At 70.1% G+C, this 12,732-nt stretch carries 11 protein-coding genes; 2 read left to right on the top strand and 9 right to left on the bottom strand.

The annotated features are described in order from the left end of the window. Positions 1-48 precede the first annotated feature (48 nt). Positions 49-558, bottom strand: a complete 510-nt coding sequence (secB, locus tag FBR43_RS09895; protein ID WP_136942983.1) for a protein-export chaperone SecB — start codon at positions 556-558, stop codon at positions 49-51. Positions 559-744: 186 nt separating this feature from the next. Here secB and FBR43_RS09890 point away from each other — a divergent pair, with 186 nt between their 5' ends. Together FBR43_RS09890 and FBR43_RS09885 are read left to right on the top strand one after the other, a co-directional pair. After that, positions 745-1,839, top strand: a complete 1,095-nt coding sequence (locus tag FBR43_RS09890) for a GNAT family N-acetyltransferase (RefSeq protein ID WP_136942982.1) — start codon at positions 745-747, stop codon at positions 1,837-1,839. Between the two features lie 25 nt (positions 1,840-1,864). Beyond that, positions 1,865-2,758, top strand: a complete 894-nt coding sequence (locus FBR43_RS09885; RefSeq protein WP_136942981.1) for a cupin-like domain-containing protein — start codon at positions 1,865-1,867, stop codon at positions 2,756-2,758. Between the two features lie 98 nt (positions 2,759-2,856). Here the strand turns inward: FBR43_RS09885 and FBR43_RS09880 are convergent, their stop codons facing one another. The 8 genes from FBR43_RS09880 to FBR43_RS09850 all read right to left on the bottom strand — a co-directional run bounded on the left by FBR43_RS09880 (position 2,857) and on the right by FBR43_RS09850 (position 12,717). Further along, positions 2,857-4,056, bottom strand: coding sequence for a glycosyltransferase family 4 protein (locus FBR43_RS09880; RefSeq protein ID WP_136942980.1), 1,200 nt, complete (start codon positions 4,054-4,056; stop codon positions 2,857-2,859). Then, positions 4,053-5,366, bottom strand: coding sequence for an O-antigen ligase family protein (locus FBR43_RS09875; protein ID WP_169542571.1), 1,314 nt, complete (start codon positions 5,364-5,366; stop codon positions 4,053-4,055). Before FBR43_RS09875 ends, FBR43_RS09880 begins: the two co-directional genes overlap by 4 nt. Beyond that, a complete protein-coding gene (locus tag FBR43_RS09870) occupies positions 5,344-7,452 on the bottom strand; it encodes a hypothetical protein (RefSeq protein WP_136942978.1) in 2,109 nt (702 codons plus the stop codon). Before FBR43_RS09870 ends, FBR43_RS09875 begins: the two co-directional genes overlap by 23 nt. Then, positions 7,449-8,198 carry a polysaccharide biosynthesis/export family protein gene (locus FBR43_RS09865; RefSeq protein WP_136942977.1) on the bottom strand — a complete coding sequence of 250 codons (750 nt, stop codon included), beginning with the start codon at positions 8,196-8,198 and terminating at the stop codon, positions 7,449-7,451. Before FBR43_RS09865 ends, FBR43_RS09870 begins: the two co-directional genes overlap by 4 nt. Before the next feature lie 65 nt (positions 8,199-8,263). Continuing rightward, positions 8,264-9,349, bottom strand: coding sequence for a glycosyltransferase (locus tag FBR43_RS09860; protein WP_136942976.1), 1,086 nt, complete (start codon positions 9,347-9,349; stop codon positions 8,264-8,266). Next, positions 9,349-10,953, bottom strand: coding sequence for a lipid II flippase MurJ (locus tag FBR43_RS09855; RefSeq protein ID WP_169542570.1), 1,605 nt, complete (start codon positions 10,951-10,953; stop codon positions 9,349-9,351). The genes FBR43_RS09860 and FBR43_RS09855 overlap by 1 nt, the downstream gene beginning before the upstream one ends. Further along, positions 10,950-11,633 (bottom strand): hypothetical protein, encoded by a 684-nt coding sequence (locus FBR43_RS16175; protein WP_169542569.1) that lies wholly within the window; start codon positions 11,631-11,633, stop codon positions 10,950-10,952. Before FBR43_RS16175 ends, FBR43_RS09855 begins: the two co-directional genes overlap by 4 nt. Continuing rightward, positions 11,626-12,717, bottom strand: a complete 1,092-nt coding sequence (locus FBR43_RS09850; RefSeq protein ID WP_136942974.1) for a GNAT family N-acetyltransferase — start codon at positions 12,715-12,717, stop codon at positions 11,626-11,628. Before FBR43_RS09850 ends, FBR43_RS16175 begins: the two co-directional genes overlap by 8 nt. Positions 12,718-12,732 lie beyond the last annotated feature (15 nt).

Genomic DNA, 12,732 nt, shown 5'->3' with positions numbered 1-12,732 from the left:
CGGACCCTACCCACCCCCGACCCCTCCCTGACAGGGAGGGGAGCTTTGTCACGCGTTGCCGATATCGCCGCTGATCTGCCCCGGCTCGCCGGCCTGCTGCGCCTGCTGAAAATAGAGCGCGTTGAAGTCGATCGGTTCGAGCAGCAGCGGCGGGAAGCCGCCGTCGCGCACCGCATCGGCCAGCACGCGCCGCGCGAAGGGAAACAGGATGCGCGGCGCCTCGCCGAGCAGGAAGGGCTGGAGATGCTCGGCGGGGATGTTGCGCAGGCCGAACAGCCCGGCATAGCTCAGCTCGCACAGATACATGACCTGTCCGTCGATCTCGCCGCGCGCCTCGATCTTGAGCACGACCTCGTGCACGTCCTCGCCGACCTGCGCGGCGCCGATGTTGAACTGCACGTCGAGCTTGGGCTGGCCCTGCGACTGGTAGATCGCGGGCGAATTGGGATTCTCGAACGACAGGTCCTTCACATATTGCGAAAGCACGTTGGCGATCGGCGCGTCGTCGGCACCATTGGCATAGGGCTGGCCGTTCCCGGCATCGTCATTCTGGTCCATCGCGTGCAATCCTCGAATTCGGTGCGGGCCGCCGCAGCCGCCCGTTCGCGCCGCGGCGACTAGCAGGGCGCGCCCGCCCGTTCAACGGTGGCGAGCGGTGCCGGCCCCGCGCGCATATCAAAAGCTTTACGCTTTGCAGGCAGGATACGGGTTCGAAACTTCCTTCAGCGTAATGGACGCGAGCCGATGACGACGCCGGTGCGGGCGCAACTCCATGACGATCCGGCGGACCCGGCGATCGCACCTGCGTGGGATGCGCTGGCCAGCGCGGCGGGGACGGCGAACCCCTTCTACGGGCGCGACACGTTGATTGCCGCCATGCACCTGCCCGGCGCCGCCAAACCCCGGCTGTTGCTGCTATGGGGTGCGGGCGGGCAGCTCGACGGCCTGCTTCCGGTCGCCCGACGGCCGCTCATTCGCGGTGCCGCGCACGCTACCGAGAATTGGGATCAGCGCGCCCGTGCGCTGGGTGAGCCGCTGATCCGGCCGGGTCGCGAAGCGATGGTGTGGCGTGCAGCGCTCGCCGCGCTCGACCGTTCGGGCGGCCTGCATCTGCGCCTGTCAGCCCTCGATGCCCACAGCGCCTCGACCGCCGCGCTGCGCGAGGTCGCCGCCGGTCTCGGTCGCCCGGTCTACGAGACGCGCCGCTACGAACGCGCGATCCTCGTTGGTGGCGGCAGCAGCGAGGAGCATTGTGCGCAGCATATCCGCGGCAAGGTATTGAAGGAGCATCGCCGCCTTCGTGCACGCCTCGCCGATCAGGCGCCGCTAATGTTCGAGCGACTGGCCCCCGACGGTGATGTCGATTGCTGGACCAGCGACCTGTTCGCGCTCGAGGCGACGGGATGGAAGGGTCGCGAAGGCGTGGATGCCGGCGCCGACCCCGCGACCGAGGCGGCCTATCGCGCGATACTCGCGCGCGCCCACGAAGCCGGCTCGCTCGACTTCCACCGCATGATGCTCGGCGACCGCGTGGTCGCGATGCTCGCCAATCTCGAGATCGGCGATACCGGTTTCCAACTCAAGATCGCCTATGACGAGGCGTTCGCCAGCTATTCACCCGGCGTGCTGCTCGAGATGGAATATCTGCGCTACGCGCTTGACCAACGCCGGCTGGCATTGGTCGACAGCTGCGCGCGTGCGGGCCATCCGATGATCGACCGCATCTGGCCCGCGCGCCGGACGATCGTGTCGCTTGCCGTTCCGTTCGTCTCGCCGCTGTCGCGCGGCTTCTGCGCGGCGGCCGATCGCTGGCGCCGGCGCGCGAAAGCCGTTTCTTAACCCGGCCCCGGCTAGGCTGCCGCGCATGACCGACACGCGCTGCTTCACGCCGCAGGGCCTCGATGCCTTTCGCGATGCCTACCCGGGCGAGGCTGCTCCGGTGCTGCACCGGCTGCACGATCACTCGTTGTTTGCGCTCGAGGCACTCGCCGAGCTCGCCGAGCGGCTGCCCGCCGATCATGTCGAGCACAGCTTCGGCAATCTGGCGGTCGATCAGGACCCAGACGATGTCGGCCGCGCCGACATGCCGGTGGGCGAGATCGTGCGGACGATCCGTACCAACCGCTGCTGGATGGTGCTCAAGAAGGTCGATACCGATCCCGCCTATGCCGCGCTGATCGACGCCTGCCTTGCCGAGATCGCGCCCGTCGTCGCGCCCGCTACCGGCCCGTATCGCCGGCGCGAGGCCTTTGTCTTCCTGTCGTCGCCCAACTCGGTGACGCCGTTCCACATGGACCCCGAGCACAACATCCTGCTCCAGATCGCCGGGCAGAAGACGATGCGCGTCTATCCCGCCGGCGACCTCGCGATTGTGCCGCAGGACGTGCACGAGGCGTTTCATCGTGGTGGCCGCCACCGCAACATGCGCCACGACCCTGCCTTCGACGCCGCCGCCACCGACTTTCCGATGGAAGCGGGGCAGGCGGTCTATGTCCCCGTCAAGGCGCCGCACTGGGTGCAGAACGGGCCCGAGGTGTCGATCAGCTTCAGCATCACCTGGCGCTCCGACGCGAGCGACGCCGAGGCGCGGCTGCACCGCGTCAACCAGCGCATCCGCACGCTGGGCATCGCACCCGCCGCGCCGGGGGCGGCGCCGGCGATCGACGCTGCCAAGGTCGCCACGCACAAGCTCGTCAAGCGCGCCGCGCGCGGCGTGAAGCGCGCCATCGGCCGCGGCGGCGAACGCAGCGCCTACTGAATACCTCCCCGGAACGGGGAGGGGGACCGCTCGCGAAGCGAGGGGTGGTGGGGTTCGGCCACGGGCAGTACGCCTGCTTCGACGCGCCGACCCGATCCTCAGCCGGCGAACAGCGCAAGCTGCCGCCGCGCATTGGCTACCAGGTCGAACTCGGCCTCGACATGCGCGCGCCCGCGCTTCGCCATTGCGAGCGCCGCCTGCGGATCGGCATGCACCGCGAGCAGCGCCGCGCCGAGCGCAGGCGCATCGCCCGGCGGCACCAGCAGCCCAGTCTCGCCATCGCGGATTAGCTCGGGAATCCCCGAGATCGCGGTGGTGATCGCCGGGCGCTGATTGGCCAGCGCCTCGATTATCACGTTGGGAATGCCTTCCTGCCGCCCATCGGGGCCGATGACGCTCGGCGCGACGCAGACGCTCGCGGTACGATAGGCTTCAGCCACCACCTCATAGGGCTGCACGCCCGCGAAGTGCAGCCGGTCGCCTAGCCCCAGCGCCGCGGCCTTGGCCTTGAGCGCATCGGCATCGGGGCCGTGGCCGATCAGCTCGCAGCGCCAGTCGCCCAGTCGGGCAGCGATGGCCGACAGCGCATCGAGCAGATGGCCCACGCCCTTCTTGGGTTCGAGCGCGCCGACATAGAGGATGCGGAACGGATCGCGCGACGGCGGCACCGCCACCGGCTCGATGCGTGCCGTGTCGATGCTCGAATGAATGACGTGAATGTCGCGCGCGGCCATCCCGGCGACCTTCTCGCGCAGGAATACGGCGCCGAACGCGCTCACCGTGCGCACCGCCTGTGCCGCGCCCAGCTTCTCGGGGAGCAGCGCCTGCGTGCGGAAGATATCGTGCGCGCGGCAGCTCACCGAATAGGGCAGGCCGCCCGTCCGCCGGCCGATCCACGCTGCCGTCGCGGGGTGGCCGGCGAACTCGGCATGGACGTGGCTGGCGCCCCAGGCACGCGCATCGGCGGCGATCGCAAGCGCCTTGGGCACCAGCGCCAGCGACTTGGCGAGGATGCGCGGATGCGGACGATAGGCGCGCACGATGTCGGCCACCGTCCGCGCGAGCGCGGCGGGATGGCGCGCAATCGCCATCGCCAGCGCATCGGGGCGGACGAAGCCGGGATCGACCGCGCAATCCGCCAGCGGCTGCGCGAAGCCGTGCAGCGGCTGCCCGCGGCGGCGCGGGGCGATGTGATACAGCCGGATTTCGGCCCCCTGCGCGCGGAACTGCATCAGGTCGCGATAGATGAAGGTTTCGGTCGCCTTGGGAAACTCGGTGACAATGACGGCGAGTTTCATGGCGTCTCCTCACGCGCGCGCAGCCGGCCGCACTGGATGGCGATCGCCAGCATCAGCCACAGATAGCGCAGGTCCTTGTGCGGCATGAAGAAGCACGCCACCAGCAGCCCGGCCAGCGCGAGGCCCGCCGCCAGCCCCGCCTGGCGCAGCAGCGGATCGCCAGCATGTGCCGCACGCCGCGCCTGCAACAGCGCGTGGGTCACGAGCGCGCCGAAGATCGCAAGCCCGACCAGCCCATATTCGGCCGCGCTATCGAGATAGCTGTTGTGCAGCTCGCGCGGCACCGCGACGCGCCCCGGCAGCCAGCGATAGGCATCGTCGAGATAGAAGAAAGGGAAGTTGCCCGGCCCCACGCCCCAGATCGGCGACTGCTGCACCAGATCGGTGCCGATGCGCAGATAGGTAAGCCGGCGGAACAGCGTCTGATCCTGCGAAAAATCGCCGATCGCGGCGAAACGCTCGACCAGCGTCGGCGGCAGGAAAGGGATTGCCGCCAGCATCGCGACGATCGCGCCGAGCACGAGCAGCGGGAAGCGGCGATCGTGGCGCAGCGACAGCATCAGCAGCCCGAGCACCGCCGCCAGCCCCAGGATCGCGCTACGCGCCGATGCCATCGCCAGTGCGACGCTGCCGATCGCCGCGAGCAGCGCGAGCACCGGCCAGCCGCGCCTTACGCCCGCGAACAGCAGTCCGAACGCCAGCCCCACCGAGACGAGCAGCATCTGCGCCGCCGTGGTAGGGTTCTCGTCCGATCCGCCGGCCGAGCGCGCGACGCCCTCGAAATCGGCGGTCGTGGCAGCCAGCGAGGTCGAAAGGATACGCATTCCCGTACGCGTCTCCACGATTACGATCGCCGCCGATACCAGCCCCGCTGCGATCATCGCCCACAGCAGCAGCTGTAGTCGCACAGGCGTATCGGCGATGACGAGCAGGCACAGGGCCGGCACGATCGCCGTCGCGAGACCGGTCAGATAATCGATGCCTTCGGAGCGATGCGTCGACAGCGTCCAGGCGAACACCGCCCACGCGAACAGCAGCGCCATCAGCCGCGCGCCGTCATGCCCGCGCGCGTGCTGGGTGGTAGCACTGGCGGGGTGCAGCAGGATCAGCAGCGTGCAGCCGACGATCGCCGCGATCAGCAATTCGGTGGTGCCGATGGGCAGCGCCGCCGACACGCGGTTGGCGAGCGCGTCGAGCTGCGCCAGCAGCGCGAACGCCGCCAGCGGAATCATCGCCAGCCGTCGTACCGCCTCGATATCGGCGGGCGCGGCGGCGATGGTGGCGGGCCTAGCGGGCGAGCGGAACGACATGCGCGGGCAGGGCGATCGCCGGATCGGTCGGTCGCCAGGCCTCCTCGCCGCTGCCATTGGCGACGATCAGTACCGCATCGGCAGGCAAGCACGCCAGCAGCTCGGGGTCGGCGCTGCCGCCGATCGCGCCCAGATAGACGAGCGCCTTGCCGTTGGGCAGCGCCCAGCGCTGGGCCGCGTCGGGCTCGCCGGCGTCGATGGTGCGCACGCGGAAGCGCGCGCGCCGCAACTGGTCGTAGAGCAGCCGGTAGACGCGCTGCGCATCGGCATCCGATTCGACCGCCGTGACGAAGATCGGGCGCGGTCCGCCCGCCAGCGGCCGCCCGATCCATGCGGCGAGCATCGCGCCGAGCGTCGCGCTCTCCTCGGTCGAATAGGCGTCGCCTGCGGCCGGCGCGGGAAGTGGGGTTTCGTGATAGCAATCGCCCCAGCCAAGCGCGGGGCCGTCGATGCGATGCGCGGGCGCGGCCTCGCTTTCGGCGGCGATGGCAGGCGACGGGGTGGCCTCGGGTACGGCTGCCGCTGCTGCGATGGGCACGAGCGTCTCGGGTTCGGACTGCGGCTCGGGCTGCGTCGCCAGTGCAGCCGAGCCGCGCTGGAGGAATTGCGCGGCAGGGCGTGCCGAAGCAGTATTGCCCTGCGCGACGCCGTCCTTGCCGAAACCGCTATGCGCGATCTGACCCGAGATACGGGCAGGGGGATGCGTCGTCGCGGGCGTGGATGCGACCGTCGGCAAGGGGCGAATCGGGTGCACGTCGGCAAGCGGGCGCGGCTCAGGCGCCAGCTCCGGCTCCGGGGCATCGGCGACCGGTTCGTCGGCAGCCGGCTCGTCTTCGCGACGCCGGCGCCAGACGAGCGGCTTTGCCGTGCCGGGACCGAGCAGCAGCAGCGCGCATGCCGCCAGTGCCGCGCCGGCGATCGCGCCCAGCACGGTGTTGACGAAGATCTTGGGGCTCGAGCGCGTCAGCGGCGGCACCGCGCGCTCGATCAGGTCGATGCCGGGCGCATTGGCGAGGTTCTCGGTCTGGCTGTAGCTCACCCGCTCGGTCAGCGCGGCGACTTCGGCCTGCAATGCCTGGGCGCGCTCCTCGGCCAGTTTGATGCGATCCTCGGCGCGGCTCAGCGTATCGATCTGCGCGCCAATCTGCGCCACGCGCTCGCTGCGCGCGGCGACGCTCTGCTCGAGCCCCGCGGCGCGTGGCGCTTCCACCGCCAGTGTCTGCTCGAGCACCTGCTGCGCACCGCCCAGCCGCCCGCCCGCCTGCCGCCGAAGCGCCGCCACCTGACTGCGCGCCGAATCGAGATTGGCGCGATCGGTCGTGAGCAGCGCCTGTTCGAGCAGTCGCGCCTCGATCAGCGACTGTTTCTGCCGGTCGATATCGACCACGCCGACATTCGCCTTCAGCCGGCGCGCCAGTTGCAGCGTTGCCGCCAACTCGCCGCGCTTCTGCTCGAGCCGCGTCTCGAGCGTGCCGGCGATCGTCTGGCCGCGACTGCGCGACAGCCGCTCGGCACGCGCGATGATCGCATCGGACAGCGCGTTGGCGAACCACGCCGCCGATTGCGGATCTTCCCACTCGACCGCCAGGCGCACCAGATAGGTGCCGTCGACATTCTCGATCGTGGTGCTTTCGAGCAGCGTGTCGATGATGTCCTCGCGCAGCGGCTTCACCGGCGCTGCGCCATAGTTAAGCAGCGCGAGGATGCGCCCCGGCGTGAACTGCGGCGGGCCGGTATTGGCGGCGAGCCATTCAGGGGGCGTTTGCCCGGCGGCGCGCGCGTGCATCTCGACATAGGCGTCGACGATCGGCTCGACCACGGGGCGCGTGCGCGCGAATTCGGCATAGGTGCCCAGCAGCACGCTGCCGCCATCGAAGGTCGATCCGCGCACGAAGCGGCTAGCATAGCCAAGCTCCTCGGGCGTGGGCACCACGTTGAGCCGCGCTGCCGCCTCGAAGGTCGGGCGCTCGGCGAGGTAGAACACGCTGACGCTCCAGGCGAGCGCGGCGCCCGCCAGCACCAGCCCCACCACAATGCGCCACCGCGACAACGCAATGCGCAGATAGGTTTCGCCCAGCGACATCATGGCTGGATCAACGTGATGGCGGAGCCGATATTGACGCCGTTGAAGCCGATGATCTGGCGGATCTGCCGCGCGCGATCGACATCACGGGCGATGCCCGTGGGCGGTACGATCAGAATCGTGTACGGCGCCACATAGTCGATGCCGCGCGCACTGCCCTCGAGGGTTGCCGACAGATCGAGCATCTGCGCGCGCAGGTTGCCATCGACCGGCGTCAGCGCCACCACGCGCGAAAGATCGGCATCGCGATTGGGGCCGCCGGCGCGTGCTAGCCCCTCGAACGGCGTCGTACCGGTCCGATAGGGGAAGTTGCCCGGGCGGATCACCTCGCCGATCACGAAGATTTCCTGCGGCGGCGGCGGGCGGTTATATTCGAGCACCGATACCGAAACATCGGGCCGTTCGAGCTTGCCTGCGTAGAGCGCGGCGAGTTGCGTCTGCAACTCGGCGGTCGTCTGCCCGCGCGTCTGCACCGGCGGCAGCAGCGGCGGGCTTATCATGCCCGTCAACTGGATGCGCTGGTCGGTCGTGAGGCTCGGCAGATAGGGGAAGCTCAGGCGCACCAGGTCGCCCGGCTGGAAATCGCCGTCGAGCGCCAGCGCCTCCTCGACCTTGCGGCTGGCGTCGCGCGCAACGTTGAGCGAGGCGGCGCTGATCGGCACCTCGGGCTGCGGCGCGTAGCGCACCGGCCCCATGCAGCCGGCGAGCAGTGCGAGCGGAACGACGGCAACAAGCGGATTTCGCAGCATTCAACTTCCCGGCGTGCGCAAGAACGGACTGACCGAAGCTATGCCGGGGATAGGTAACTTTACCCTTAAGTACGTCGCCGGGCCGGCAGCGCGTCAATCATCGCCTCGAACGTGCGCGTCGAGGCTTCGATCGTATAGTCGCGGGCGGTGACGAGTGCGGGCGCGCGCACGGCGATACGCGCGTCGCGATCGGCGAGCAGACCGGCGATGCGGTCGGCCAGCACCTTGGCGTCACCGGGTGCCACGAGGAACCCGTTGACGCCATCGACGATGAACTGCTCGGGACCGCCCGCGCGCGTCGCCAGCACCGGCGTGCCGGCGGCCATCGCCTCGATCAGCACGTTGCCGAAGCCTTCGCGGCGTGAAGCGAGAACGAACAGGTCGGCTTCAGCGATGGCGCACCCGAGCGCGGCACTGTGGCCCATCAGGCGGATGCGCGACGCGGCGCCCGAGCCCGCAATGCGTGCTTCGAGCGCGCCGCGCAGCGGTCCGTCGCCATGGATGTCGAGCGTCACCGCCGCCCCGCGCGCGGCGAGCAGCGCCACTGCATCGATCAGCACGTCATATCCCTTCGCCGCCACCAATCGGCCGGCGGAGACGATGTGGCCCGAATCGGCATGCAGGTCGGGCGGCGTGACGGGCAGCGATGCCGCCTGCACGACCGGGTTGGCGATCACCGCCGTCCGCGCGCGCGGAACGATTGCCGCCACCGCCTCGCCGATCGCCACGGTCGGCACCGCCACCGCATCGGCGCGCGGATAGAGCAGCCGCATCGCCGCAACGCGCGGCGCACGCCACTTGGCTTCGGCGAGATAGGCTTCGGGCGGAGTATGTTCGGATACGATGCGCCGGCAGCGTGTGGGCGCCGCCATCAGCGCGAGGTTCATCGCGCTCGTTGCAGCATAGGCGATGTCGACGCGGTGCTCGGCAAGGCGCCGCGCGATGGCGAGCGGGCGGGTGAGGGCGCGCCGCCCGCCGATATCGATCACCGGCACGTCGCGCGGCACCAGCGCGAGGAACTCGCCCTCTCGCCGTCCCAACATCAGCAGAGGGCTGAACCGCGTGCGATCGAGCGCGCCGAGCCAGTTGAGCACGCAGCGCTCGGCCCCGCCGGCGCCGAAATGCGGCAGCACGAACGCGACGCGGCGCATCAGCCGCGCCGGCGGCGCGCAATGCGCTGGCGGGCGATGTCGCGCACGATCGCCATCTCGGGCACGCGCAGCACCAGTGCCGCGGCGAAGTAGACGAGCAGCACCAGTGCCCCGAGCGCGATCAGCTGCGCGAGTTCGCCGATCACGCGCGAGGGGTCGGGCAATGCCACGAGCAGCGCATAGCCTGCCCCCGCCGCGAGTGCCGCGCACAGGAAACTGAGCGCGAAGTCGCGCGACTGTTCGGCATGGTCGAAATGGTGGAAGCGGCGATTCGCCACCCATTGCGCGAGCAGCGCCGTAAGCGCGGTCGCGATGGCGGCGCCCCAGGCGATGCCTTCGACGCCCCATTGCGGCGTGCCAAGCGCCAGCGCCGCCAGCCGCAGCAGCACGCCGCCCACCGCGATGATCGCCAGATCGCGCACGCACGATCCGCGCGGATCGGCATAGATGGCCGAGGTGATCGCGCTCAATGGCGCCAGAAAGACCGCTGCTGCTGCGTAGCCCGCCGTCGTCGCCGCTGCCATCAGCACCGCCTCGCGCGTGAAGGCGCCATGGCCGAAGATCGCGCTCACCATCAGCACCGATCCGAGCATCATGCCCACCGACACGGGCAGCTGCGCGAACAGCGCGATGCGCTGGAACCGCATGATGCCGCGCGCCGCCGCTCCCGGATCGGGCTGCTGCACCGCGCGAATGAGTTCGGGCGTCGTCACGGTGTAGAGGCTCGTCATCACCAGCCCCGGAACCAGCGACACCAGCCGCGATCCATATTCGAGCGCCGCGACCCCGCCGTCCTCGGCCATCGAGGCGAAGGCGAAGTCCATGAGCGCGGTCGCTTGGAAATAGACGTTGAGCAGGATCGCGGCGAGCAGCCCGCCGCCCTTGGTCTCGGCCGTTGGCGCGACCGGGGCGGCTTCGCGCTCGACGCGCGGCGGATGGCGGATGATGCCCCATGCGCCCGCCAGCAGGATGACGAACCCGACCGCGCCGGCCCCCAGCATCGTCCATGCACCCGCGACGATGCCGAGCGGCGGCACCAGGAACGCCAGCACCCCGACGAGGATCGCGCGCTGCACCAGATTGGTGCCCTCGCTCAGCAGATAGCGGCGGCGCGCCTGCAACACCGCCGCCAGCAGCGAGGCGAGCACCGCGATCGGCAGCAGCGGCATCATGATCGCCATCATCGTCGCGGTCATGTCGTGCCGCGCGTCGCTGAAACCCGGCGCGAAGGCGTAGACCAGCGCCGAAGGCAGCACCGTGCCCGTCAGCGTTAGCAGCATCAGCCCGCCGACGAACCACCAGACCTTGCGCGGCACGCTATGGATCGAGGGCGGCTCACCGCGGTCCATCGCCGCGACGACGGGCGGCAGCACCACCTGGCCTACCAGCTTGCGGATGGTGTCGGCGAAGCCCACCGTCGTGCGCCGTGCGAGGAAGAAGGCGTCGAGCTGCCCGCTCGCACCGAAGCGGTTGGCGAGCAGCACCGAAACGAGGAAGCTCAGCCCGAAATCGGCGGCGCGGATGAGCATCACCAGCCCGGTCGATCGCGCCAGCGCGCGTATCGAGCGGCCGCGCGGCGCGGCGGCGATTGCGCGATCGGTCATGTCGGTGCCAGCCGCGGCCGGCGGCGTCGCGTGTCGGGATAGGGCCCCAGCGTGCCGACATAGCGCGACACATGCGTCCAGCGCGTGCCGAGAATGTAGAAATGGCGCACGCGCACGCCGCGCTCGGTCGCGCGGAAGTGGCGCTGGATCAGGTAGGAGACGCGATTGGCGCGGTCGATGACGGTGAAGTGCCGCGCGATCCCCTGCGTCGCGAGCCATCCGATGCCGCAGCGTACCAGCCACAATGCGGTGCCGCGACGGCGCTCGGCGGGGTCGAGCAGGAAGCAATAGCCATAGGCTTCGCCCGGCTCGACACGATAATGTTCGCGCGACGCCGCGTCATGGTGATCGTCAAGCGACAGCCAGAAGCAGCCGACCGCGAGACCGTCGCGTATCGCGAAGCACCCCACCTTGCCGGCGTCGAGCATCGCCGCGAAGGCCGGGCCGCGGGCTGCCAGAAACGCACCGAGCGGCGGCAGCGATTTGCCCGCTCGCACGACCGCGAAGCGCACGTCGCCCGTGGTGGCGTTACCGCCGGCGCGGGCCTGCGCCGTGACGCATTCCATCATCACGCTTTCGCTCATCCGAAACACATGGTCGCCGAATGCCTTGGCGAGCGCGGCGGCAACGCCGCGCTCGCGCAGCCGGCCGCGCCACCGGTCGAAGGCGCGTTCAGCCATGCGCCACGCCGGCGGGGGGCGTGCGATGCGCGCGTGCCGAGCGAAGCGCGCGGAACGCGTCGCGTGCGCCCAGCAGCACGCCGTGCGGCAGCGGCGACAGCGGTCGCATCTGCATCGGCGGCAGCACGCGCGGCGAGGGGGCAAAGGCCGATTTGAACTGGTAGCGCCCTGCCTCGCCTGCGTCGGCGGGCGCGGCGAGCGGGATGCCGGCCAGGTCGTAGCCGACGCATCCCATCACCCGCGCGCGACGCATCGCGTCCCACAGCAGCGCATATCCGGGAGAGGCCCCGCCGCCATCGGTTAGCGTGGCGAGCGAGAGCCAGATTGCCTCGTTGGCCTGACGGACAAAGGCGTGCGCGCCGGTTGCCGAGCCGTCGCGTTCGGCCAGCAGCATCGCGCCACCCAGCGCGCCGATCAGCGCATGCTGGCCGCGCGCATCGAGCTGGCCCGACATGTCGTAGCCCGGCCGCGCGGCGGCGAAGCGATCGAGCAGCCGCTGATATTGCTCCAGATCGGATGCGCTTTCGACCCGACGCACCAGCACGCCATCCTTTGCGGCAGCGCGAATCGCGCGGCGGCCACGCTGCTTGAAGCCGGCCAAAATCGCGTCCTCGGGTTTGTCGAGCCACACGATGCCGGTGCGCGTATGGATCGGCTGGCGCGCCGGGGGGAGCGGTGCGAAGCCTTCGGCGCGCAGTGCATCGGCGATATCGGGCAGCGCGCGTCCGCGCACGCGCGGCGCGAGCTGCACCGAACAGCAGCCGGCCTCGCGTAGTGTGGTGCATAGCAGCGGCACGATGCGCGGCAGCCAGGCCGGATCGTGCACCACCGGGCCGCGCTGCAGCGTCGCCAGCCAATATCCCATCGCCAGCCGCGTATGCCGCACCATCGCGGCGGCGACGATGGCGCCGCCGGCATCGCGCGCGACGAAGCGGCTCCATTCGCGCCGCGCATGGCCGGGCTGCGCCGCGGCGAATGCAGGGCTCTGCTGATAGGCGGCAAACGGACTGTCGCGCAGAAAGGCGGCGAACGTGCTTTCGCCGCCGTCACCTATGCCGGGTAGCAGTTCGGCCGAAACGGTCATGATGCGACACAGTCT

Origin of the sequence: Sphingomonas baiyangensis, assembly GCF_005144715.1 — a bacterium.
Taxonomy (GTDB): Bacteria; Pseudomonadota; Alphaproteobacteria; order Sphingomonadales; family Sphingomonadaceae; genus Sphingomonas; species Sphingomonas baiyangensis.
Note: the sequence above shows the minus strand (reverse complement) of the source record. Positions and strands in the feature narration are given on the sequence as shown.